We start from the raw sequence: 24533 nt of genomic DNA on the forward strand, positions 1-24533 counted from the left end.
GTCACGGCGGGCACGGCTTGTCTCTCGCTTCCGGATCTCGTTTTTTCACCGGAGGCCGGTTGACGGGCGGTGCGTAGCCTTAAAGGAACATCGCCACGCATGCGAGCAGCACGACGCCGAGCGATGCGGCAACGGAATCGGCGCGCCTGATGCGCGTGGACCGAAGGTGGGTGCGTGCGCCGCCGGCGTAGCAACGCGCGTCCATGGCGCAAGCGAGCGTTTCGGCTCGGCGAAAAAGGCTGATGAACAGCGGAACGATAACGGGAATCCAGGCTTTCGCCCGTTTGACGAGACCCCCCTCGTCGAGGCGCAGGCCGCGCGCTTGCTGTGCTTTCGTTACGCGTTCGGCCTCTTCGACGGTCGAGGGAACGAACCTCAGCGTGAGGGCGCAGACTATTGCGATGTCTTCGACGGGTGCATTGAAGCGGGCGAGCGGGCTTGCAAGCGAGCGGATCGCATCGACGATGTCGACGAGCGTGCTCGTGTAGGTGAGAAGCGATGTTGCTGCAACGAAGAGCGCGATGCGCAGCGCGAAGAAAAGCCCGGTTGCCGCACCGTGCGCGCTGATGCCGAACGATCCGATCAATGCGATGGTTCCCCCGCTTGCATCGGAGGCGTCGTTTGCAGAAAACGTGAAAGAGTTGACTACGATGGTGAAAGCCAGAATGTACAGGATCGGCTTAAGCCCCCGCAGAGCAAGTCCGAACGGTATGCGCGCAGCGCCGTATCCTGCGACAAGAAGCGCCCCGCAAACGCCAACGCCGAGCCACCCTGCTGCAAGGAAGAGGGCAACCGCATACGCGACGACGAGGACTATCTTCGCACGCGCGTCCAGACGGTGGACGATGCTCGCCTTTGAAACGTACTGTCCTAGACTGAAGGCTGCGGCCATGGCAAAGCCTTAAGATCGCTTTGCCGCAATGGCGGCTGCGTGCCTTTGTGCGAGCCGATCGTCAGCGTGACCGCCCTGGGCGGCAGTGCTCTTCAGCGGAGACAGGGCCTTGAGCACGCCGAGTGCGACGGCGCCGGTTGCAACGCCGGTAATGCAGGCGGCGATGATCATGACGGGAAGATTGACGAGCAAAGCGGGCGTTTGCATGATCGCGATGGCGGCGCAGATTTGGCCGACGTTGTGGAGCAGCGCGGCGATGACGCTTACCGCAACGAGCGAAAGCCTGCCGAAACTCCACGCGGCGTACATTCCGAGATAGGCCAGCGAGCTTCCCGCCAGACTGTAGAGGGCCATCGAGGGAGCGCCGATGATCAGCGAGGTAACCGCAACCTTGAGGAGCATGACTGCGAGCGCCCAGCGGGGGCCCATCAGATACAGAGCTATGAGCACGGCGATGTTCGCCAAGCCGAGCTTTACGCCGGGGATCGTCACGGGGACGGGGATCGTCGCCTCGAGGTATCCGAGCACTAAAGTGAGCGCTGCGAACAGGGCGATGTAGGCGAGGTGTTTCGTTTTCTGGCTCATGGGGATTCCTTTCCGCTGCGCTGTCGCTAGCTTGCCATGCTGTCGACGGCGGCCGATTCGCCGCCCTCGATGCTCACGATGAGCTTATGGGGAAGGCAGACGATGATTTCGCCGGAACCGCTGATCGCACCCTGGTCGATGCAATCGTGGCCGGGACAATCGGCCGAGGCCATGCTCGCTTGGCCGTTGGCAACTTCGACGATGTTCTGCCCGAGCTCGGTTTCGATTGTGTACATGCCGTCTTGGCTGAGGGGGATTCGCTGCGTTTCCCCTTTGCCGTCGGTTATGACGGCCACCCGATCGTCGGCATCGGATGCGAAGGCGAACTGCATGCACCCCCATGCTGCAAACGCTGCGAGCAGCAAGCCGGCTACGAGCAGCAGGGCGCTCCGCGTGCCCTTCTTCCGAGGATTGCCGGACGGCTGAGGCGCGGGGGTTGCCTCCCGATGCCCGGCTGTTGTCTGCGGTGCGGCGTTCGTGTTGACGATCGACATGGCGTTTCCTCTTTCAGACTATTCTTTCGTGCGAAGCGGTTCGGTTTTCATTCCCGATGATGCGATGGACGAGCCGTCGACGGCGATGAAAAGCGCTTCGAGTCCTGCGTGGTTTTCAACGAACTGCATGCCCGCGCTCGCGCCGAGCAGAAAAGCGGTCGTCGTGCACGCATCGCCGTCAAGCGACGAATCGCTTACGACGGTGACGCTCGCGAGCCCGTTGTCGGCGGGCATGCCGGTTGCAGGGTCGAGCAGGTGGTGGTAGATGCGCCCGGCGCTTTCGAAGGACCGCTCGTTGATACCGCTTGCCACCACTGATTTATCGATAACGGGTGCGGCGGCGAATGCCGTGCCGCGCGCCTCGTTGGGATCCTGCAAACCGACCTGCCACGGCGAGCCGTCGGGTCTTGCGCCGAGTGCGTAGGTGTTGCCGCCGAGGTTGATAAGCGCGCTTTCGCAGCCGTTCTCTCTCAGCAGGCTCGCGATGTCATCGGCGATGTAGCCCTTCGCTATTCCTCCCAGATCGATGCTCGCTGCGGGATCGAGCAGCTGCACCGTCGTGCCATCGAGTCGGATGGTGCGATAGTCGACGTGGGAGAGCGCTCGATCGAGGTCTTCTCGGTTCGGCGCGATTCCCTCTTTGAAGTCCCAGAGCGAAACGACGCCCCCGATGGTGATGTCGAACAATCCGTTCGACTCCTCGCTGTAGCGGATTGACTGCGCGATGACGTCGGCTGTTTCGGGGTGGATTTCGACGGGGACTCCCATTGCGTTGTTGATGGTGTCGACGTCGCTTCCGGGTACGGTTTTCGAAAAGATGTTTTCGAAGTAGACGAGGCGCTTCTCGACTTGCTCGAGCACGCTTTCGGGGCACGTCGCCTCGATGGTGATCAGCGTGTCGAACAGGAATGCCGAAAGAGTGGCAGGGCCGTTGTCCGTTGCCGCGCCGCCTGCAGCGCCTTCGCCGCTTCGGGGTTCGAGCCCCGCGGCGCTGGCAGCTGCGGATGTGCAGCCGCCAAGCGCTGGTGCGAGACTCGCCCCAAGGAGGGAAAGGGTGGCAAGCGAGATGAAGTGTCTGCGGGTCAGCATGTCTGCACCTCAGCTTACTCGAATGGATCCTATTGCTCTGCGATGGCTTCGGCGGCAAGCTTGCCGGAAGTCAATGCCCAGCCGTTGTTCGCGCCAGAGGGGGAGTTCGATCCCATGACGCCGCCGACGACTTCGCCCGAAGCGTACAGGCCCTTGATGGGCTCGCCGCTCTTGTTCATGACCTGCAGCGAATCGTTGACCACAAGCCCGCCCATGGTGGTTGCGTAGCGGGGTTTCTGCTCGACCAGGTAGTAGGGGCCTTCGCCGATCTTCATTTTCAGGTAGTCGCCCGAGCGCCCGAACTCGTCGGTTCCCGCATCGACGCCGGCGTTGTAATCGTCGACCGTCGCCTGCAGCGTTGCCGGATCCATGCCGAGCACGCCTGCGAGCTCCTCGATCGTGTCGCCGTGCGCGAAGATGGGGGTGGTGGATCCGTTTGCCTCGAGGTATCCCTCGACGGCCTGCGTGTTGAAGCCGGTGTCCTTGAGCTTGGTACTCCACGCGTCGAAGTTCTCCTGATCCATCAAGAGGTAGAGCATCGAATCGGTCTGCTCGAGCTCGACTTCGAGGATCTCGTGGTTGGAGGCCTTCTCGTTCACGACGCGCTCGCCCTCGGCGTTCACGAGGATCGTGCTCATCGGCCATACGAGCAGGTTGCCGTCGATCGTCGACTTGGCGCGGCCGGGAGATACCTCGGCGCCGTTGGGGTACTGCTTCGCGTACTCCATGAGGCGCGTGTCGGCATCGATGCCCGCGGCGGTCGCCATGGTCAGACCGTCGCCGGTCGATCCCATGAGGCCGTAGTACAGCGAGTTCTGGAGCTCTTCGGTCAGATATTCGTCGCTGTTGCCGTAACCGCCCGTGGCGAGCACGACCGAATCGGCTTTGAGGGTGTAGGTGGTGCCGTCTTTGCCGACTGCGTTCACGCCGATCACGGCGCCGTTTTCCTCGATGAGGCTTTCGGCGGTCGTGTCGAGCAGCACTTCGGCTCCGGAATCTTTCACGGCTTGGCGCAGCGATTCGGTGGCACCTGCTCCGCCGCCCGCGTAGGCGAGTTCGCGGTTGTGCGAGTACTCTGCCAGGTCGTGCAGGCCGCCTTCCATGTTGTACTCGACTCCGCAGGATTCGTTCACCCAGTCGGTGGTTTCGCCGACGTTGTTCGCGTAGAGCTCGATCAGCTCGGGAACGCAGATGTCCTCTCCGTTCTTCTGGAAGTCTTCGACCATGGATTCGGCACTGTCGTCGGTGACGCCCGCTTCGGCTTGAAGCTTGCTTCCCGTGACGACCTGGTTGCCGCCGCTCACGGAAATCGAACCGCCGAGGCGATAGGTTTTTTCCACGAGGATGACGTTCTTGCCGAGCTCCTGCAAGCGGATGGCTGCGGCCATGCCCGCTCCGCCGCCGCCGACGACGATGGCGTCAGCCTGCTTCTCGACGGTCTCGGTCGATTTTTCCTGCGCAGGCACCTTCTTGAGCTGGCTTGCATTGCCGCCCGCCTGCTCGACGCAGTCGGTGATGGCGGCCATGAGGCCGAGGCTCGACATGGTGGCGCCGGACATCGTGTCGACGCCGAGGCTCTGGTACTCGATGACGGCTGCCGGAATGGTTTCAAGCGCTTCTGCGGCAACGGTCTCGGTTTCGGATTGCGATACAACCTTGATGTCGGTGATGGCGTCTTCGCTGAACGTCACCTCGACGGTGATATCCCCGCCGTTGCCCGTGCCGGTGCCTGTGTAGGTTCCGGGGGTGTATTGCGTCTGTGCGGACGAACCCGACCCTTCGGTGCCGCTATTGTTCGGGCTGCATGCAATCAGCCCCGAGAATACCAGCATCATGCTGAGCGCAAGAGCGAAGACGCGTGCGAGGGTTGCTTTTTTGGCGCCCCCGATCGGCTTCGGCATATGCGCCGTTCCCTGTTCGGTTTTCATCGTACCTCCTTGTAGGTTCTTCTTTTGTGCTTGGTTCTTCTTATTCTCTGCGGCTGTATTAACCGCACGCCCATCGTATGGAGCGCGGCTGGCTTCGATAAGAGCCCCAAACGGGTCGAATGCGGTTTTCATGCCACCCGAAACGGGTCTTATTGCACGTCGAGGCGTATTGCCGGCGGTTCGCTCGGTTGTTTGCAGCCTGCCGCAAGCGCTGCGTCGAAGCCGTTTCGCGGCATTTGCCGCAGCGCGGTTTTTCGCAGCGCTGCAATGCGCGGTTCGCCGTGGCGGCATCGATAGTGCGGGGGAAATGGTACAATCGGACATGTTGTTTTTTGCGGCGAGGCGGGAGCTTCATGCGGTTCTTCAAGACGATTCAGCCGTGCAACCTCGGCTTGATGTGCATCCATATATGGATCTACTGCTCCACGCACCGCGCCCTTCCCACTGACGGCATGCCGCTCATGACGGTGATGTACCTCGTGTTGTCCGTGTCTTTGGTTGCCATGGTGCTTGCCGATCGCACACGGCCGCTTCCCGAAAGCGCAAAGCGGCGTATTGATGCGGCATCGGCCGCCTTCATGATGGGCTCGGCGTTTTTCCTGGCGTTTCCGTTGCCTCTTTCCGGCGCATTGACCACGTTTGCGGGGGCTGTTCTCGGAGGAGTCGGCGTGGGGTGGACGTATGCGCGCTGGGCGGAGTTTTACTCCCAGCTCGACATACATTACGCGGCTCCGCTGGTGCTTCTGACGATGGCGCTCGGCTCTCTCGCGAAGACCGTGGTGGATCTTCTGCCGCCTGTTCCCGCGACGATCGTGCTCGTGTGCATGCCCGCCATCGCGTATGCGACGCTCTATCGCTCGACTGCTTCGGTGCGTCCGGCTCCCGAGGCGTATCGCTACTACAACAGCCGCACGGTGACTTCGCTTTGGCGCGTCGGGTTCGGCATCGCCGTCTACAGCTTTACGGTAGGGGTCATCCAATCGACGCCGCTCGCGCAGCTGGCGTCAACCGGCGCGGTGGCTATCGTCGCCAAGCATGCGGGCGAGATAATCGTTGCCTTGGCGCTGCTCGCATGGGTCGTCGCCCTCAAAAGGGGGTTGTCGTTCGGTCGCATATGGAATCTCGTGCTCGTGCTTATGGCTACGGCGCTCATATTCGCGCCGTATCTCGAAGATGTGATGGGCGGCTATCTCTTCACGTTCGTGGGCGTTGCCCAGACGTTTGTCATCATCATCTTGTTTCTCGCGCTCGCCGACATCGCGCGCCATAGCTCGTATCGGGCCATCACGGTGTTCGCGGCGGGATGGCTTGCGTACACCCTGCCCTTTGCGGTGGGAGATATCCTCGGCGAGTCGCTGCAGGCCGTCACTCCCGATGCGTCGATGGTCATGGCGGCCATCGTATGGCTGCTCGTCATCGTTACGCTGTTCTTCTTCGACGAATCGTCGGCGGGCAAGAGCCTCATCTTCACCGAGCTGAACGACGAGGGCGATGAGGATACGTCGGCGAAGCGGTTCGGTGCTCAGCAGCAGGCGCTCAACGAGGAGAAGGCCGCCGACATGCTTTCGCTTCGCTGCACGGCGCTCGCCCAAAAGCTCAAGCTCACGCCGCGCGAGCACGAGATCCTCGAGCTCATGGCGCGTGGACGCAGCAAAACCTACATCGCCGAGGCGTTCTTCATTTCCGAGAACACGGTGCGCGGCCATGTGAAGCACCTTTACGCGAAGCTTGACGTGCACAGCAAGCAAGAGCTTGTCGACCGTGTGGAGCAGACCGAAGTACGGGGGTAGGGTTTGACCAGGGGGTGTCGAGCACTGCCCTTCGATCGGTTTTTCTCTCCAGGTTCTTTTGTTTGGGTCTGGATGCTCCCTTACCCGCTCTGCCGCCCTTGAACCTCGCGTTCATTGCCGACCATCGCCAAGGATTAACAAATAGAAAGAGCTGTTTCGAAATCTCAACCCCGCATTAATCTTTCAGAATGGAATCAGCTTGCGGTTCTGCATATGCTGGGTGTGCGAAGATCTGAAAGGGGAGAACATGATAGACGATATGGAGACTCGCAGGTCCCAGAGCGGCACGGCGTTGACGCGCCGTGGTTTCGTTAAGGGAGCGGCATTTGCCGGCGCACTGGTTGCGGCAACGGCGGCAACGGGATGCGCTCCGAAATCAACCGAGGGCGAGGGCGCGACAACACAGCCGCAGGCGCCCGAAGAGCAGGTTTACCTTAACAGCTGCCATGGAAACTGCGGCAGAAGCTGCGCATGGGACGTTACGGTGCGGGACGGCTATATAGTCAATGCCGAACCTCATTCGTATGATGATGATCCAGAAGACATTCATCGTGGCGGATGTAATCGCGGATTGCTCAATATTCAGCGAATCTACGATGCCGATAGGCTGAAATATCCGATGAAAAGAGTCAATGCCAAAACGGAGGAAGTGCCCGAGTGGGAGCAAATCTCATGGGATGAGGCAATCGACCTTATCGTTGAAAAATGGAAGGCGGTCATTGACGAGGTCGGCCCAACGGGAATGGGTCTCTGGCATGTATACGGCTCGTCTGCGTTTCTGAGCGGCAACGGATTTGGCACGTGGGGCCGGCTTCAGCATGCCCTCGGTGCGGATATGGTTGTTACGGGAGCCGATATGGCTACGATTTACACTATGACGCTCAACAGCGCCGTTAATACAATCGCTCCCGATTCGCTTCGCGAGGCGGAGGCGTTTGTTTTCTGGGGTGCAAACATCGCCGAAACAAAATGGCCGGCTTGGCGATGCGCTCACGATGCACGAGAAGGCAAGGGCGCTCTCTTTTACACGATTGATCCCCAATCAACGATTACGGCGTTGAGAAGCGACAAGCATATAACAATCAAGCCCGGTACCGACGGAGCTTTGGCCCTATCCATCATGAACGTCATATTCGAAAACGGGTGGGAAGATTCGGAGTTTCTCCAAAGCAAGACATGCGCTCCCTATCTCGTCAAAGAAGATTGGACGTGCTTGCGCGAGAGCGATTTGGGTATAGAGATCGAGGATGGCGAACCTGACCGCGTGTACGTTTGGGATGTCTCGAGCAATTCCGCGAAGCCGATAACCGAAGTCGAAAACCCCCAGAATATGGCTATGAGCGGAGAATTCGAGGTAGAAGGGCGGAAGGTACGCACGACGCTCGATCTTTTGAAGGAAAGGGCCGCATCGTATCCTCTCGATGTTTGCGAACGGATTACCTCGGTTGCCCCTGAGGCTGTAAAGGAACTTGCTGAGGTGATTTCGACAAAGCGCACGATGATTCAAAAAGATAACGGGCATGCCCATTATAAGAATTCACCGCAGACGGCGTTGGCTCTTGATGCGTTGATAATGATTTCTGGAAACATGGGGAAGCCAGGCTGTGGAATATACGCTATGTATGCCTCGGGCCCGACAAACCCCGATTTTGCGAAGACGGGAACGCCTGGGATCTCTATTCCCGATAACAAGATCCTCGAAGTCGTCGAAACAGGCAAACTCGGAGAAAAAGACGTGCCGTTGAGGGGGCTTATCACGTATGCGGGGAATATCGTTGGAAGCGGTGCCGATCGAAACGCCATTGAAAAAGCCCTCCAAGAACTTGACTTTGTGGCCGTCGCCGAAGTGCGCATGACGGATACCTGCAAGTACGCAGATTTGCTCTTGCCGGTTTCTCACTGGTGGGAGCGCGATGACGTGATGAACTCCGGCGCGAATCTGCCATATTTTCGCATTGCGGAAAAGGCGGTCGATCCTCCGTTTGAGTGTTTATCCGACTATGAAATTACGCGGAGAATCGCTGAAAAGATGGGTGTTGGGGAGTTCTTCCAGGGAAGCGATCAGGATCAGCTTGCTCAGGCCCTCGATAGCGATGCCAATCGTGAATTGGGTTGCACGTACGCCGACCTGCAGGAGAAGAAGACGGTCAGGGTGATTCCCGATGGTTTCAACGAAGCTGCTAATGGTGTGTTCGGCACCGAGAACGGACGAGTTAATTTCTTCCTCGATCGACCCAAGCCCTATGTCGATTATGGTCAGGAAATCGACCCCTTTGAGTACAGCCTGCCTGATTTTGCTGAGACGGCTGAGGTGCTTGAGAGCAGTCCTCTCGCGGAGCAATACCCGCTCATCTTCCTTACACCTCACACGAAATACGGAACGCAGACGACGTTCCATCATGCCCCGTGGTTGCATGAGATCATCTCCGAACCCGAGATCCACATCAACCCAGTCGATGCTGAGGCGCGTGGTGTCGCCGACGGCGATTACATGCGGATATTCAACGATCGATCTGAACTTGTGGCGAAAGCGAAGTTCAACAGCGGAATAATGCCAGGCGTCACTGTTTTGTACCACGGGTGGGCAGAGGAGTACTTCAAAAAGGGACATTACCAGAGCATGAGCTCCTCTTTCAATAGCGATGATTTCACGAACAACTCAAGCTACTTCGACGTTCGCGTTCAAGCGGAAGTTTATAAGGAGGCATAGCAAATGCAGTACGGAATGGCTATCGACACACATCGCTGCTACGGGTGCAACGCATGCGCTATCGCCTGCAAGTTGAGCAACAATCTCTCCAAGGGCGTGTGGTGGAACGCTGTCGTCACCGAAGGAGGGGCAACGCGCGACACGGCTTCGGGGGAATGGCCGAACAACGTCATGCGTTTCTTCCCTAAAGCGTGCCAGCATTGCCGCAAGCCGCTGTGCGTGGCCTCGTGCCCGACGGGAGCAAGCCAGAAAGGCGACGATGGCATCGTATTCATTGACCAGGAGCTTTGTATCGGCTGCGGGACGTGCCTGACGGCATGCCCTTATGAAGTCCGTACGGTCATGCAGGATGATCCGGAATACTACCAAGATGTTGCCCTCGGTCAATGGGACGCGCCCGAGCATAAGGCAGGCAAGGCCGAGAAGTGCACGTTGTGCTCGAATCTTTTAGAGCGCGATAAGGAGCCGGCTTGCGTTCGGGCCTGCAGCATGCGTGCTCGCATCTTCGGCGATCTCGACGATCCCGAGAGCGAGGTCAGCAAGGTCATCGAGTCGGGCAGGGAGTACCTGCAACTCCATGAGGAGAGCGGAGCGGAGCCTTCGGTGTATTACCTGCTGTAAGGAACTCTGCTTTGCGATATGACGGTATTGGAAAAGACGCCCCGAGAGCGCGCTGCTCTCGGGGTGGAATCGATTGGGGCGCTATGGATGCCATGAATGGCGGGAGATGGGAATCACGGGCAATGCTGTTTCGCATGCTTGCGCGCGGACTTACTTGTCCCGATAAGGATATGTGCGAAGCGATTGCCGATGGCTCGTTCGCCGTGGAAGCGCAAGGGTTGTTCGGCGCCGGTGCGGGTTCGCACGAGAACGGCCAGGATTTCGAAGAACTGCTCGAAGAGCTGGCTCGAACAGCGGAAACTCCCGGTTTGCTTGAGACTTTGAGAAGGGAGTACACGCGTCTTTTCACGGCGCCTCAAGGTGCTTTGATCCCCATTTGGGAGACGATCTTCCTTGATCCGGATAAAACCCAGAACGAGTTCGGAGCGATCCTCATTCGCTCGAGAGAGGCGGCCGATGCTCGGAGCAGATACGAGGCGGCCAGCGTCAGCATGGCAACACGGGAGTCCGCTGATCATATGCGTATCGAATGCGAATTCACGGGTTACCTATGCCAGCGCGTGCAGCTTGCAGCGAACGAAAGCGAGCGAGATAGCTGGGCAGAGCACTTAGACGGCTTCGTTTCGGTTCATCTCGATCGGTGGTTCAAACCCTTTTTTGATACACTTGCAACATGTGCTCGGCATCCGTTTTACCGAGCGGTCGCCGTCCTCGGTCAATTGGTCGACGTGGGCAAGCTGAGAAAATGATGGCGCATGCGGCGCAGCGCTTTGCGTAGTCGCCGATCGACCGGATGGAGGTGGAAAGCGATGGGGGAACGGTTGAGGAGGCTGCGGATCGGTACGCTTTTCGTTCTCGTGCTGCTCAGCGTTATTCTCGTTGCGCTGGTCTGCTACGTGGCTTTCTCTTCCCAGCAGCACTCCCAGCAAGCTGAAAGCCAATTGCTCGCTCAAGCTCAAGCGTTTACGAAAGAAATGGATGCCGTATGGCAATTCTTCGATGTCAACCAGGACACCATCAACTATGACGAAGAGGGCAACTTCGAATTCAAGGGTCTGTACTGCTCGATTGTGGGCAAAGGCGTCGGGGCGATCTTTTCGGCGGGTAGCGACTATACGGTTCGATATACAAACGTCGAAGTGAGAAACAAATTTGATAGGCCGGATGAGTTTGAGTCGGCAGCTCTGGCGGCATTTGCCGATGGGTCGGGCACGACTGAATACTACGAGATGACGGTGTATGAAGGAAAGCCGGTTTTCAGGTACGTTTCCGCGATCCCCCTCAAGAAGAGCTGCCTGCAATGCCACGGCGAGCCCAAGGGGGAGCTCGATATAACCGGCTACCCGAAAGAGGGACTCAAAGAAGGCGATCTGGCTGGAGCAATCAGCATTATTATTCCAGCTGGCTCCTATATCGAAGATCAGCAGCAGACGCTTTTTGTGACGGTGTGTTTCTTTGCAATTCTCATTGCCTTGATTGCGGTAACCATGTTTGCCGTGATCAGTCGGGTTGTGACCAAGCCTCTCGAAAAACTCGCTTTGGCGGCGACCGATATGAGCGACGGGAAACTCGATGTTTCCCTTGACTCGATAAGAGCCCAAGGAGAGATCGGTGATTTGACGATGCGATTCGCGTCGATGGCTCGGCAGCTCGAGGAGGCATATACGGGTCTGGAGGAGAAAGTTGCCGATAAAACCGAGGAGATCCAGCATGCAAACAAAATACTCGAACAGCAGCGTAAGCAGCTGGAGTTGAGCAATGAGCTGCTTCAGCAGGCAAACAAGCAGCTTGTTATCGACAATCAATACAAAGACGATTTTCTTGCAGTGATGAGCCACGAATTGAGAACCCCGCTTACGGCTATCCTGACGTTTATAGAGGTGCTCGAGCATGAGAGACCGAAGTCGGCAAAGGAGAAGGATGCTCTGCGCGAGCTGAAGAGCAATACGGTTGTGCTCTTGAACATGATCAACGATACGCTGGAGATGGCGGCCATACAATCAGGGCATGGAGGCCTTGTGGTTGACGAAATCGATCTTATGGATATCGTCAACTACGTGCACGATTCGGTATCCTCCCTGGCGAATCGTAAAAACATTGCCGTTAGGAGTTCTGTCGATCGAAACGTTCCGATAATCATGGGAGACTGGGAGCGGCTTCGTCATGTGCTTGAGAACCTCTTGACCAATGCTATCAAGTTTACGGATGAGGGAGGAGAAGTCGATATTTCGGTATCCTTTGACGAGCAGGGCGAGATGGTGATTGTAAGAGTTCGCGACTCGGGCATAGGGATAAAAAGCGAAGATCTGCCGCGCGTGTTCGAGCGGTTTACGCAGATCGAGAATTCGACAACTCGGGGATACAACGGCAGCGGGCTGGGGCTGAGCGTCGTTAAGGAAATTGTGGAGATGCATGGGGGAAGCGTGTTCGTCAAAAGCGAGCCAGGGGTGGGGTCCGAGTTCGGATTCTCCATTCCCGTTGTTGCTGAAGGCTGCGAAAGGGGGAGCATTGATGAGTGAGCTCGTGCTGGTCGTCGATGACGAGAAGTCGATTGTGAGCGGCATCACGAGTCTTCTCGAGGAGGAGGGCTATGAGTTCTGCTCGGCTGGCGATGGGATCGAGGCACTGGACGTTTTCAATGCGCAGCACCCTGATATCGTGATTCTCGATATCATGATGCCGCGAATGAACGGATTCCAGGTATGTACGGAGATTCGGGTTTTGGATAAGAGAACTCCCATACTTATGCTTTCGGCAAAAGGGGACATCGTCGACAAAAGCGTCGGGTTCAAGGCGGGTGCCGACGACTATCTTACGAAGCCTTTCGTCAAAGAGGAGCTGATGTTGCGCATAGAGGCCTTGCTGCGAAGAAGCAGGGATGCCGATTCCCATCCAAGGGGTGGAAAGGCGGTCATACACGTTGGCGGCTTGGAGATCCATCTCAAACGCCAACGCGTATTACTCGAAGGGGAGCCGGTTGATCTTACCCCGAAAGAGTTTCTTATTCTGTCTTTGATGGCCAACAGACTCGGTCAGGTTTTTACGACTCAGGAGATCATCGAACATGTATGGGGCGAGGATTATGTGGGCGAGATAACGAGTGTTGCCGTGTTTATCCGGAGGATCAGGGAGAAAATCGAGGACGATCCTTCGAAGCCGGTGTATCTCACAACGGTTTGGCGTGTTGGCTATCGTCTGAGCGACCCCCATCGAGAAGACGGGGAAAGGCAATTCGGGGCGCATGGGAGCCAGCGGTGAGCCGCTCTTTTCCTTCCAGGTTCGAAGGCGCGTTCACTCCGCCTGAGCTTGCAGCCCGGCTACGGTTTTACGATGAGGCGTACGATGATTTCATCAGGCAGCTCGAAGCAAGGGGGATTCTCTTTGCGGATCGCTTTGAGGATGCGGATGAGATCGCCCGGTTGCGCAGTCGACTGATGGAAAGCGGAATCGAAGGCTGGTACCGGGGGGCGAGTTTGAGGAGAGGGTGCATTTCTCCTGCGTGCCGTGATTGCGTAACCGCTTTGAGGAGCAAGACATTCGAGCTGACTACACAATGCCATCGGAAATGCTTTTTCTGCTTGAACTCCGAGGCGATGGGTGCTTCCGACCTCGGAAGTTCATGGCGTGACGACATGGACGACCTTTGCGTCCGCGGTATTCAGCTCGATCACGTCGGACTGTCGGGCGGTGAGCCTCTCCTGCTTAAGCAGGAGACGTTCGAGTTTTTCGAGCACGCAAGAGAACGGTTTCCCCGAGCATGGCTCCGTTTGTATACGAGTGGCGACCTCCTTTCCGACGGCGACCTCGAACGCTTCGGTGCATGCGGACTCGATGAGATACGGTTTAGCTTCAAGCAAGAGGATTCTTCTGAGATCGGGAAACGCCTGTTTAGCAGGGTGGCCGAAGCAAAACGGCACCTCTCGTTTGTTGCGGTTGAGATGCCCGTCTTCCCCGGAAGCTTTCCATATATGCGAGATCTCATGGAAACCCTTGCTGGGCTTGGTGTTGATTCGATCAACCTGTTGGAATTCTGCTTTCCCTTGGCGAATTGGGGCGAGTTTGCCAAGCGGGGATTTCGGATAGCGAATCCTCCTTTCGATGTGCTCTATCGGTACGACTATGCCGGGGGTCTTCCTGTTGCAGGAAGCGAGCTCGAGTGTCTTCGGCTGCTGGATTTCGCGCAAGAATCCGATCTGGGCATGGGGGTTCACTACTGTTCGCTCGAAAACAAGCATCGGGCTGAGATGTTCTCTCTCAACGCGGCATCCGCATGGCTTTCGGACGCCTATATTTTCGATGAGGGTGATTTTTTCCTTAAAACCTGTAAGATTTTCGGGGATGAGGTTCTGCGGGCACGATATTTGCTTGATGGAATCGATGCCGCCTGCATCGAACATGAGGCTGCGGGTTTTATCGAGTGCCATCCCGACTGCAAGCAAATGCTTGACAAAGAGGGAATCCATGCTGTTATTTCGTATAACGTTTTGGAACAGCGCGACGGACGGGCGGTTTTGAGGGAGCTTGCCCTGAGATAGACCGATGCGGCGGTGTCGCCTGCGTTGGTCCAGGCTATCTTGCATCAGCTTGTTACATGACCTCGCGTAACGAACAAGCGGTTTCGAGAACAAATCCAGGCATCACCTCATTCTCGGGTATCTTTTCGGCTTCGCCATTTGCGCCAATTTTCTTCCCAATAGCCTCTTGACCCTCACGTAACGTTATAGTTTATGCTGCGTTATGCAAGGGGCGAGTGGCCGAAAGCCTGCAGGCGCGTTACTTGCAAACACGCTGTTTGATAGTGGAAGGAGGTGCTGCAATGGCGAAGCGATCTGGATCTCGCGGCGAGCAACCAAGAGGTTGGAGCCGTGGCGATACGCCGAGGGCGGCGAAGCGCGATACGCGCGAAACGGGGAAACCCGATGCTTTCGCAACGGGCCGAGCCGATAGTCGGAAAGATGGTCGGAAAACGAGCTATTCGGTTCACGCACTCGCCGAGCTTTCGGGGGTGAGCGTGCGAACGCTGCACCACTACGATGCGATCGGGCTTTTGAACCCGAAACGTGCCGATAACAACTATCGCATCTACGGAGCCGACGAGGTCGATCGGTTGCAGCAGATCCTTCTGTACCGGGAGGTCGGGATGAGCCTGTCCGAAATCGGGCATGTGCTCGATGGCGATGCGTTCGATGCCGAGCGCGCGCTCGAAGAGCACCTCGTCCGCCTTGTGGAGCAGCGCGAGAGAACCAACACGCTTATCGCGAGCGTCGAGAAGACGCTTGCGGCTCAGAAAGGAATAACGAAGATGGAAGATGGAGAGAAGTTCGAGGGTTTCAAGACGAAACTCGTCGAGGAAAACGAAAAGCAGTACGGCAAGGAAATCCGCGAGGCGTACGGAGACGATGCGGTGGAAGCGAGCAACGCGAAGCTGATGGGCATGACCGAAGCGCAGTACCAAAGCGTGCAGGATACCGAAACGGCCATGAAGGAAGCGTTGCTGGCGGGCATGGAGGCCAGCGATCCTGCGGGGGCCGATGCGCAGCGGGCCGCCGAGCTTCATCGGCAATGGCTCTGCGCGTTCTGGAAGGATGGAACGTATAGCAAAGATGCCCATAGGGGAATCACTGAAATGTACGTTGCCGACGATCGCTTCAAGAAGTACTACGAGGCCATCGCGCCCGGCGCGGCGGAGTTTCTTCGCGATGCCGTTGCCGTGTACTGCTCGTAATCAAGTTCGATGGCCGCTGGATCGGATCGCGCCGGTCCAGCGGCTTTCCGCTTGCCGTCCCGATCGCCTCGCCGAACGGGCGATGATCGCTTCTGAGCCGCTTTCGGCTCTATTCCGCTTCTTCCTGATCGGATAATTTCAGCTGCTCGATCGAGGTGGTGGGAATCCTGAAGCACATGAGGTACAGAAGCCACAGGGCTACGAGCCCGAGCACGAGCCAAATGTACCAGCGCTGCACAAGGAAGGCGCTGATGCCCATGAGCACGTAGGATACGGCGAGGATGCGCACTTTGACCGAAGCGGGTATGCCGCCGTTTTCCTTGAAGGGCACGACGTATTTTCGGTACACGCCGGTCGATTGTATCCAGGCGTGGCAGCGGGGCGACGATTTCGCGAACAGAAACGTTGCCAACAGCAGAAACGGCGTCGTCGGCAATACGGGGACGAATACACCGATGAAACCGGCGATGCAGGCGATCCATGCGCAGACGAGGAGAAGGTATCGCTTCATAGGTCCCTTTCGTTGGGGCTTATGCGGGTCTGTCGGGACATCGAGTATAGCAAATGCCCCGTGAATTCTCATCGGGGAAACCCCGCGAACGGTTTCATCCTGTTAAACTCCCATATATCTGGAAACATCGGCAGTCGCGCGATCGGGTGAAGTCCGTATGCGCGGCCAAGTCGTTTTCGGTGCGGCATTTCGGTGCGGTGCTGTTTGGAGCTGAAGAGGAGTCGTGCGATGATCGACGAGATACATGCGCAAAACGTCGCGTTGATACGGGAAGCCCATCTCGTGCCCGCTCGAGGCCTGACGGTGCTGACCGGCGAAACCGGTGCGGGCAAAACCGCCTTGCTTTCGGCATTGAAGCTCCTCTGCGGCGAGCGGGCCGATGCGGCGTATGTGAGGGAGGATGCGGGGTCTCTGCTCGTCGAGGGCAGGCTGTTCTGCGACGGCGATCTCGATGGGGTGGTCGTATCCCGCAAGGTCGGATCGGATGGGCGCTCGCGCGTTTCCATCAACGGGGCGATGGCGAGCGTGGGCGAGCTGGCCGCCCGGGTCGGTTCGACGGTTGATCTGTGCGGCCAGCACGAGCACCAGCGACTTCTCAAGCAGCAAACCCATGTGGGAATGCTCGATGCGTGGGCGTCCGAGACGGTCGAACCCGCATTGTCGGCCTATCGCGAGGCGTTTGCGGCAGCTCAGGCCGCCGCAGAAGAGCTCGCCCGCATCGAAGAGGCGGGACAAGCTTCATCGGCGAAGCTCGATGAGGCGCGGTTCGTGCTCAAGCGAATCGACGAGGTCGACCCGATGGAGGGGGAATACGAGGAGCTTGTCGGCGTGCTTGCCCGCGCCGAGCACGCCGAGGCGCTTGCCCGCGCGGCCGATACCGCGCATGCCGCGCTTGCGGGAGAGTCGGGCGCGATCGATGCGGTGAACGTCGCCGCTTCCGCGCTCGATTCCATGAGCGGCGTCGATGAGCAGTTCGGCGCTCAGGCTGAAAGCCTGAGGGAGGCCGCATACGTGCTCGAAGACGTTGCCCGCGAAGCGCTTCGCTACCGCGATTCGATCGAATACGATCCCGAGACGCTGGCGGAAAACCAAGATCGTATGGGCGCTCTGCAGGGGATCATGCGCTCTTACGGCCCCCGTATCGAAGATGTGATCGCGCGCCGCAGCGAGGCGGCCGATCTCGTGTCGCTCGTCGACGATTCTGCTGAGTGCATCCGCGTGGCTCGAAAGGAGCGGGACCGAGCCGAAGAAGCGCTCGCATCGGCGGCCGAAGCGCTTGACGCGGCACGGCGCGAGGCGGCTCCGCGATTCGCCGAGGCGGTGTCTCGGCAGATGGCGCGGCTCGAAATGGGCGGTGCATCCATAGAGTGCAGCATCGAGCCGCTTGCGCGCGATCAGTGGACGAAGGCGGGGCCGTCTCGGTTCGAGTTTCTCTTCAGGCCTGCCGAGGGCCTGAGCGCCCGTCCGCTTGCCCGCATCGCTTCGGGGGGCGAGGTGAGCCGCGTCATGCTTGCCATCAAGGTTGTTCTGGGGGAAACCGACGAGGTCGAGACGCTTGTGTTCGACGAGGTCGATGCGGGTGTGGGCGGCGCGACCGCCGTCGCTTTGGCTTCGGTGCTCTCCGATCTCGCCCGAACCCATCAGGTGATCGTCGTTACCCACCTGCCGCAGGTTGCCGTGGTGGGCGAGACGCACTATCTGGTAGCTAAGCGGGAGGAACCCGCTTCGGCTGGCAAGGGGGAGGAGGTGAAGTCGACGGAAGCCGCCTTTGCGCCCGAAACCGTGCTTGCTTTGCTGGAAGGCGAGGAGCGCATTGCCGAGGTTGCCCGCATGCTTTCGGGCGACGCTTCGGAAGCGTCGCTTGCCCACGCAGCCGAGATGCTCGCCCGCGCGGCCCGGTAGCGCCTGAATAGCAGATGTTCGAAAACCCGCCTTGCTGCGCCTTCTCGCGTTCGGCGGCGGTGGCAGTTGCGGTTGTTTTGTGCAGGAGGGCAGCTTTGCCCGTCGCGGCAGTGCGGTCCTGCCATCTCGGCCTTCGGTTTCCGAACTCGATTTTCCTTGTGCATTTGCTCAAAACCTGAGTTTTCGAGCATACATTTCCCGAAGTATGTAAGGTAAAAGATTATATATACGTTATGAACTGATAAAAAGTTCTTGTCGCAGGTCGCTTCATGTATTATGATACCAATCAGTGACGTAATGACTTACCATTAGAGACCCGAAGGAGCATCATGAAAGATAGCGACCACGCATCCGAATACAGCCCTGATTACCTTATGCTGAGAATGCTTGTCGGCTTCGGCAATAAGCTCGGAACCATCGATCGGATGACGTTCCGCGAATTGACCGGCCGCCAGTGTACGCTCATCGCATCGATCGGTACGTTCGACGAGCCCCCGACGCTCGGGCAGCTTGCCGAATGCGAGGGGAGCTCGCACCAGAACATCAAGCAAATGGCATTGAAACTGCAGGAAAAAGGCTATGTGAAGCTTCTTTCCGACTCGAGCGACGCGCGTAAGATTCGCGTGACTGCCACGAAGAAGGGCCATGAGTTCTGCAAAAAGCATCACGAGAAGGAGCAGAGGTTCCTCGAGATCTTGTTCGATGGCATCGGAGACAAGGAAGTTGCAAACGTTTCGAAGGTCATGGACAAACTCAACGAGAATCTCGATACCATGATCTGCAACGGCCTCGACCTCTAAAGGCTCTTTTTCTTGATCAACTGATCAACGGGCACCCCGCGTGTTTCGGATGCGCTGGGTGCCCTCTGTGTTTCGCTGCATAAAAAACGTTGACAGCATCGGGTGAACGTGTGCTATAGTACCCTCACAATTGAATACCTCAAACCGATGAGGCGAGAGTCAAGCCATCATGAGCACTCACAGAGAGCGGGCGTAGCTGGGATTCCCGTAGGAAGCTGGATGGTAAATGGTTCGCCGAGGGAAAGGGGAAAGGGCTGTACGCAGCCTGAGTATCTGGACCGTGAGCCTGCGTTAAGGGCAGAAAATGTGTTGGCATTTTCGTGAGAGGGCTCTTTTCAGAGTCAAAAAAGGTGGCACCGCAGGTACAAGACCTGTCCTTTTTCTCAAAGGACAGGTCTTTTTTGTTGCTGCGGCACCGCACATGCCGATGAAGCCGTACGTCCTGCGTGCGATTTTGTCGAGCGAGCCGCCTGGTTTGATTGCCGAAAACCTCATCCGAGTTCGTGCCGGCCGAAACAGAAGTCCGGGGACGGACGAAAACCGCGGGAGGAACCCGCAGGAAAGGACTGAGGAACATGGCAGATCAGATCAAACGCGAGATTGCACCTGAAGCGGCATCGGGCAAAGAGAAGGATGTGCGCAAGCGCAGCCTCGACGTTGAGCAGAAGAAGGGCTTCGACATTTCGGCGCTCATCCTCGTAGCGGTTCTGCTCGCGGCCGGCGCGGTGCTCAAGATGACCGTGGGCAGCTTCGTAAACTTCTTCGGCATGAAGCCGAACTTCATCATCGCGATGTACTGCCTTGCGATCCTGCTCGTCAGGCCCAACCTCGGACAGGCCGCCATCATCGGTTTGATAGCCGGCGCGGTATGCCAGCTGCTTCCCGGCACCCCCTACATCAACTTCATTTCTGAATTCCTCGGGGCGGTTGCCATGGCGGCGCTCGTTCGCATCCCGATGAAGATCGGTCGCGCCAACCTGCAGACCATCGTGAGCACCTTCGTGGCAACCGTCGTTTCGGGAGGCGCATTCACCGTGTGCCTGTTCTTGTTCCTGGGCGCCGATGCGTCGAGCCTTGTGGCATACGTGCCGATCGTGCTGTGCACTGCGCTCATCAACTGCGTGATCGTTCAGGCGCTCTACGTGCCGCTCGCCAAGGTGCTCAAGAAGGAAGCGCCGAAAAAGGCCATCGCGTAGGCGCGTTTCGGTAGTGAGACGGAAGGAAGTCGACATGACCGCGGAGTCGAAACCCATAATCGACGTGCAGAACGTGAGCTTCACTTACGATGGCGCAAGCAGGCCGGCGCTCTCGTCGGTCGGCCTCACGGTACGCGAAGGCGATTTTCTGGGGATAATCGGGCCTTCGGGAGCGGGGAAATCCACGCTTATCTACAGCATGAACGGAATCATTCCCCATTACTGCAAGGGCGATTTCTTCGGATCGGTGCTGCTTGGCGGAAACGACACGTTCGAAACGAGCCTTACCGATCTATCGCGCATCGCGGCGACGGTGTTCCAGGATATCGATGCGCAGATGGTGGCGTCGATGGTGGAAGACGAGATTCTGTTCGGGCTCGAGAACTTCGGCGTTTCCCGGGCCGAGATAGAACCGCGCATGGCAGAGGCGCTCGAGAGCGTGGGGATTTCCGATTTGCGCCATCGCGCCATCTCGTCTCTTTCGGGCGGACAGAAGCAGAAGGTTGCCGTTGCCGCGGTGCTGGCGCTCAAGCCGCGCGTTCTGCTGCTCGACGAGCCGACGGGTGCGCTCGACCCCGCAAGCTCGCGCCAGATATTCGAGCTTTTGCGCGAACTGAACGAGAGCTGCGGGATCACGGTTGTGGTGGTCGAGCAGAAGATCGGCCTGCTTGCCGAATTCACTCGGCATCTTGCGGTGTTGAGCGACGGGGCGGTGCGCTACTGCGGCGAGACGCGTTCGGTGCTGCGCAATGCCGCCGAGCTGCTCGCCATCGGAGTGAACGTCCCACGCGTGACCACGCTCTCGCTGTTGCTTCATGAAGAGGGCTATGCGGTCGATCGGTTCGCGGTTAACGTGGAGGAAGCGAAATCGCTGATCGAAGGGATCGTCGCATGAAAACGATGCTTGAATTCCAGGGTGTAAGCTACGCCTACGAGGCCCAGGCCGACGGCAATGCGGTTGTGTCGGACCTCTCGTTTTCGGTTTGCAAAGGCGAATTCGTCGCTTTGATCGGCAGCAACGGCGCGGGAAAAACCACAACCTCTAAGCTCATGAACGGCCTTCTGAAGCCGACTGCGGGAACGGTGCTGGTTGAAGGCGTGCCGACGACCGATCTTAAAACAAGCGCCGTCGCGCGCAAAGTCGGCATGCTTTTCCAAGACCCCGATCGTCAGATTTGCCAGAACACGGTATCCGACGAGCTGGCCTTCGGATTGGGCTTGCGCGACGTGCCCGAGGAGGAAATCGAACGACGCGTCGGCGAGGTGCTGTCGGATTTCGGGTTCGACGGCCAGTCGGCGCCGTTCATGCTTTCGCGAGGAGAACGCCAGCTGCTTGCGCTCGCCTCGGTCGTGGTGTGCGAACCCGAGGTCCTCATCCTCGACGAACCCACGACGGGGCTCGACTACTGCGAGTGCATGCATATCATGGACCGCATCAAGAAGCTCAATGGCGCGGGAACGACCGTCGTCATGGTATCGCACGATATGGAACTCGTGTTCGACTTCGCCGATCGCGTGATCGCCATGGGCGGCGGCCGACTCGTTGCCGACGGAGCTCCCGAAGCGGTGTTTCGCGACGGGGCCGTCATGGGGGAGGCATCGCTTATGCCCCCGCAGATCATCGAGCTCTCTATGCGGCTTTCATCATCGCGCTTCGGCGGCCTGTTCGATCGGGCTGCAACGTCGTCTGCGATGCTCGAAGCTTTGCGGACGGCTGGTTTCGAGGGAAGGAAGGTGTCGTAATGGCGGGATTGCTCGATTACTCCGCAGGCTCATCGGTGTTGCACAGGCTGAACCCGGTTGCGAAGATCGCACTTGCGCTGGGCGTGTGCATCGCTGCGTTTCTAAGCGATAGCTTCGTGTACCTGCTCGTCCTTTTGGCGTTCAACGTGTGCATCGGGTTGGTCGGCGGCATTCGGCGAAAGACGTTCTCGCTTCTGTTCGGCTTGGTGAAGATCTGCGCATTCCTTTTCGTGCTGCAGGTTCTGTTCATCCGTGCGGGAACGCCGGTGTTCCTCTTCGTGACCGACGAAGGGCTGCGCATCGCCGCGCTTGTGGTTTTACGCCTGATCGATGCCACCATGCCGCTTGCGCTCATGCTCGCCCTGACGCAGATGAGCGATTTGTCCAACGCACTTGTGAAGGTGCTGCATGTGCCGTACAAGTACGCGTTCACGGTTACGACTGCACTCAAGTTCATCCCTGTTTTTACCGACGAGATGTCTTCGATCATCGAGGCTCAAACGGCGCGCGGCGTGGATTTCGATACGAAGAACCCGGTCAGAAAACTCAGGCTCGTACTTCCCCTGTGCGCTCCGTTGCTCATCACATCGGTCGGGCGGACGGAACAAGCTGCGATGGCGGCCGAGGTACGCGGGTTTTACCTTCGCGACAGGATGTCGGGCAGCAAAGATTATCCGTTCGGTCTGATCGATGGCGGGGCGCTCGCGATCATCATAGCGCTTATCGCGCTCGCCGTGCTGGTGTAGGGGCGCGCCCTGCGAGCACGCGAAGCAGATTGCGTGCGGTTCGTCGCGGACGTGCGAAGTGCGCGTCTCTTTGGTAGAGTGGTTGCGATCGCAAAAGAAAGAGAGTGCGCATGCTGACTATCGGATGCCATCTGTCGAGCTCGAAGGGCTACCTTGCCATGGCGAAGGACGCCGTATCGATCGACGCGAACACGTTTCAGTTCTTCACGCGCAATCCGCGCGGGGGCAAGGCGAAGGCCATCGATGCCGCTGATGTGGCGGCGTTCTACGCATATGCTGAAAGCCAGGGCATCGTGCAGATCCTCGCGCATGCACCCTATACGCTCAACCCCGCTGCCGCCGACGACCGCGTGCGGGAGTTCGCCCTCATGACGTTCAAAGACGATTTGGCCCGCATGGAAAACACCCCTCATCAGATGTACAATTTCCATCCCGGCAGCCATGTGAAGCAGGGGATGGATGTCGGGGTGGAGAAAACCGCCAACGTGCTGAACGAGGTTCTCAACAGCAGTCAGACGACCACCGTGCTGCTTGAAACGATGTCGGGAAAGGGGACCGAAGTGGGCGGTCGGTTCGAGGAGCTTGCGGCTATCATGGGGCTCGTGGAGCTTTCAGATCGGCTCGGCGTATGCCTCGACACCTGCCATGTATGGGATGCGGGCTACGACATCGCGGGCGATCTCGACGGCGTTCTCGATGAGTTCGACCGGGTTGTCGGCATCGATCGCCTGAGGGCCATCCATCTCAATGATTCGCTCAACCCCTGCGGCTCCCGCAAAGATCGGCATGCTACGATCGGGGCGGGCGAGATCGGCTTCGACGCGCTCGTTGCGGTGATGAACCACCCGTTGTTGTGCGAGCTGCCGTTTTTTCTGGAAACACCCAACGATCTTGAGGGACACGGCAAGGAGATCGCGCAGCTGCGGGCGGCGTATACGCACCGAGCCGGCTGTTCCGATGCGTCCGATCTTGTGAGAGAATGAAGCAATGGAATCCGAAACCGTCCGATAGGCATACATGGCAGCGCATATACTCATCATCGAAGACGACGCCGATATCAACGAGGTCATGGCCACCCATCTGAGCCGCAACGCCTGCGCCTGCACGCAGGCTTATTCGGGAAGCGAAGCCCGCATGCTGCTCGAATCGTCGCAGCGGAGCGGTTTGGCGTACGATCTGGTGATCACCGATCTGATGCTTCCCGGCATCCGAGGCGAGAAGCTCGTCGAGCTCATTCGCGGTTACGGCGATGTTCCCGTCATCGTCGTCTCGGCGCTTGGCGAGCCTGCGGGCAAGGCCGAGCTTTTGCGCTGCGGCGCCGATGACTACCTGGTGAAGCCGTTCGATCTCGACGAGCTGCTCGCCCGCGTTACCGTGCAGCTGCGTCACGCCGCGCGGGCGGAAGGACGCTTGGCGATTTCGGGATCGCAGGAAAAAGCCGAGGGCGACGGCCGGCTGAGATACAAGGATTGGGTCATCGATTCCTCCGCCCGCACGTTCAGGGTTGCGGGCGAGCCGATAAAGCTTACGCGTATCGAATACAACATCGTGGAAGCTCTCGTCCGCCGTCCGAAAAAAGTGTTCACCAAGCAGGAGCTATTCGAGGTGGCGTGGAACGAGGAATGCTTCATCGAGGAGAAGGCGATCAACGTGCATGTCAGTAACATTCGCGGCAAATTGAAGCCCTCCGGAACCGATTCGTATATCGAAACGGTATGGGGCATCGGGTTCAAGCTTGCGGAATGACTCGATGGATTCATCCCGCTTGCAGCGATTCGAACCATCTTTAATCTTTCTTAAC

22 protein-coding genes are annotated in these 24533 nt (G+C 58.3%); 16 read left to right on the forward strand and 6 right to left on the reverse strand.

The genetic code is table 11. From position 1 onward, the window contains the following. Nucleotides 1-79: 79 nt before the first annotated feature. From C1719_RS03640 to C1719_RS03660, 5 genes are read right to left on the reverse strand one after another with little or no spacing between them, the layout of a single operon-like run. The gene (locus C1719_RS03640; protein ID WP_102373839.1) at nt 80-892 is read right to left on the reverse strand and encodes an energy-coupling factor transporter transmembrane component T family protein; all 813 of its coding nucleotides are present in this window, start codon (nt 890-892) and stop codon (nt 80-82) included. Nucleotides 893-901: 9 nt separating this feature from the next. Continuing rightward, complete coding sequence (locus tag C1719_RS03645; protein ID WP_102373840.1) at nt 902-1477, reverse strand: Gx transporter family protein; 576 nt, start codon at nt 1475-1477, stop codon at nt 902-904. 26 nt (nt 1478-1503) lie between these two features. Continuing rightward, nucleotides 1504-1971 (reverse strand): NusG domain II-containing protein, encoded by a 468-nt coding sequence (locus C1719_RS03650; protein WP_102373841.1) that lies wholly within the window; start codon nt 1969-1971, stop codon nt 1504-1506. A gap of 18 nt (nt 1972-1989) precedes the next feature. Continuing rightward, complete coding sequence (locus C1719_RS03655) at nt 1990-3060, reverse strand: FAD:protein FMN transferase (RefSeq protein ID WP_102373842.1); 1071 nt, start codon at nt 3058-3060, stop codon at nt 1990-1992. Between the two features lie 29 nt (nt 3061-3089). Further along, on the reverse strand, nt 3090-4988 hold the full coding sequence (locus tag C1719_RS03660) for an FAD-dependent oxidoreductase (protein WP_219717782.1): 1899 nt from the start codon (nt 4986-4988) through the stop codon (nt 3090-3092). A 353-nt stretch (nt 4989-5341) separates the two neighbouring features. Here C1719_RS03660 and C1719_RS03665 point away from each other — a divergent pair, with 353 nt between their 5' ends. The 8 genes from C1719_RS03665 (at nt 5342) to C1719_RS03700 (ending at nt 15834) form a co-directional block, all read left to right on the forward strand. Further along, complete coding sequence (locus C1719_RS03665) at nt 5342-6778, forward strand: helix-turn-helix transcriptional regulator (protein ID WP_180963452.1); 1437 nt, start codon at nt 5342-5344, stop codon at nt 6776-6778. Nucleotides 6779-7025: 247 nt separating this feature from the next. Next, nucleotides 7026-9488 (forward strand): molybdopterin-containing oxidoreductase family protein, encoded by a 2463-nt coding sequence (locus C1719_RS03670; protein ID WP_102373844.1) that lies wholly within the window; start codon nt 7026-7028, stop codon nt 9486-9488. 3 nt (nt 9489-9491) lie between these two features. Next, nucleotides 9492-10109 (forward strand): 4Fe-4S dicluster domain-containing protein, encoded by a 618-nt coding sequence (locus C1719_RS03675; RefSeq protein ID WP_102373845.1) that lies wholly within the window; start codon nt 9492-9494, stop codon nt 10107-10109. Between the two features lie 83 nt (nt 10110-10192). Beyond that, the gene (locus C1719_RS03680) at nt 10193-10858 is read left to right on the forward strand and encodes a TorD/DmsD family molecular chaperone (RefSeq protein ID WP_102373846.1); all 666 of its coding nucleotides are present in this window, start codon (nt 10193-10195) and stop codon (nt 10856-10858) included. 60 nt (nt 10859-10918) lie between these two features. Continuing rightward, a complete protein-coding gene (locus C1719_RS03685) occupies nt 10919-12628 on the forward strand; it encodes an ATP-binding protein (RefSeq protein WP_180963453.1) in 1710 nt (569 codons plus the stop codon). Continuing rightward, entirely contained in the window at nt 12621-13367 is a 747-nt protein-coding gene (locus C1719_RS03690; protein ID WP_102373848.1) for a response regulator transcription factor, read from the forward strand. Before C1719_RS03685 ends, C1719_RS03690 begins: the two co-directional genes overlap by 8 nt. 335 nt (nt 13368-13702) lie before the next feature. After that, on the forward strand, nt 13703-14644 hold the full coding sequence (locus tag C1719_RS16320; RefSeq protein ID WP_425439797.1) for a radical SAM protein: 942 nt from the start codon (nt 13703-13705) through the stop codon (nt 14642-14644). A 281-nt stretch (nt 14645-14925) separates the two neighbouring features. Further along, the gene (locus C1719_RS03700) at nt 14926-15834 is read left to right on the forward strand and encodes a MerR family transcriptional regulator (protein ID WP_102373850.1); all 909 of its coding nucleotides are present in this window, start codon (nt 14926-14928) and stop codon (nt 15832-15834) included. A 109-nt stretch (nt 15835-15943) separates the two neighbouring features. Here C1719_RS03700 and C1719_RS03705 read toward each other — a convergent pair whose 3' ends face one another. Then, complete coding sequence (locus C1719_RS03705) at nt 15944-16345, reverse strand: YbaN family protein (protein WP_102373851.1); 402 nt, start codon at nt 16343-16345, stop codon at nt 15944-15946. A 228-nt stretch (nt 16346-16573) separates the two neighbouring features. Between C1719_RS03705 and C1719_RS03710 the strand changes: the two genes are divergently transcribed. The 8 genes from C1719_RS03710 to C1719_RS03745 all read left to right on the forward strand — a co-directional run bounded on the left by C1719_RS03710 (nt 16574) and on the right by C1719_RS03745 (nt 24478). Further along, on the forward strand, nt 16574-18247 hold the full coding sequence (locus tag C1719_RS03710) for a DNA repair protein RecN (protein WP_102373852.1): 1674 nt from the start codon (nt 16574-16576) through the stop codon (nt 18245-18247). Between the two features lie 329 nt (nt 18248-18576). Continuing rightward, the gene (locus tag C1719_RS03715) at nt 18577-19047 is read left to right on the forward strand and encodes a MarR family winged helix-turn-helix transcriptional regulator (RefSeq protein WP_102373853.1); all 471 of its coding nucleotides are present in this window, start codon (nt 18577-18579) and stop codon (nt 19045-19047) included. Nucleotides 19048-19622: 575 nt separating this feature from the next. Further along, a complete protein-coding gene (locus C1719_RS03720; protein ID WP_102373854.1) occupies nt 19623-20243 on the forward strand; it encodes a tryptophan transporter in 621 nt (206 codons plus the stop codon). A 34-nt stretch (nt 20244-20277) separates the two neighbouring features. Next, nucleotides 20278-21138 (forward strand): energy-coupling factor ABC transporter ATP-binding protein, encoded by an 861-nt coding sequence (locus tag C1719_RS03725; RefSeq protein WP_245874318.1) that lies wholly within the window; start codon nt 20278-20280, stop codon nt 21136-21138. Next, nucleotides 21135-21986 carry an energy-coupling factor ABC transporter ATP-binding protein gene (locus tag C1719_RS03730; protein WP_219717783.1) on the forward strand — a complete coding sequence of 284 codons (852 nt, stop codon included), beginning with the start codon at nt 21135-21137 and terminating at the stop codon, nt 21984-21986. The genes C1719_RS03725 and C1719_RS03730 overlap by 4 nt, the downstream gene beginning before the upstream one ends. After that, nucleotides 21986-22732 (forward strand): energy-coupling factor transporter transmembrane component T family protein, encoded by a 747-nt coding sequence (locus C1719_RS03735; RefSeq protein ID WP_102373855.1) that lies wholly within the window; start codon nt 21986-21988, stop codon nt 22730-22732. The genes C1719_RS03730 and C1719_RS03735 overlap by 1 nt, the downstream gene beginning before the upstream one ends. A gap of 110 nt (nt 22733-22842) precedes the next feature. Then, nucleotides 22843-23715: a deoxyribonuclease IV gene (locus C1719_RS03740; protein ID WP_102373856.1), complete on the forward strand. Its 873-nt coding sequence runs from the start codon at nt 22843-22845 to the stop codon at nt 23713-23715. A gap of 34 nt (nt 23716-23749) precedes the next feature. Continuing rightward, the gene (locus C1719_RS03745; RefSeq protein ID WP_102373857.1) at nt 23750-24478 is read left to right on the forward strand and encodes a response regulator transcription factor; all 729 of its coding nucleotides are present in this window, start codon (nt 23750-23752) and stop codon (nt 24476-24478) included. Nucleotides 24479-24533: the final 55 nt, after the last annotated feature.

The sequence above is a fragment of the Raoultibacter massiliensis genome, assembly GCF_900199545.1.
Taxonomy (GTDB): domain Bacteria; phylum Actinomycetota; class Coriobacteriia; order Coriobacteriales; family Eggerthellaceae; genus Raoultibacter; species Raoultibacter massiliensis.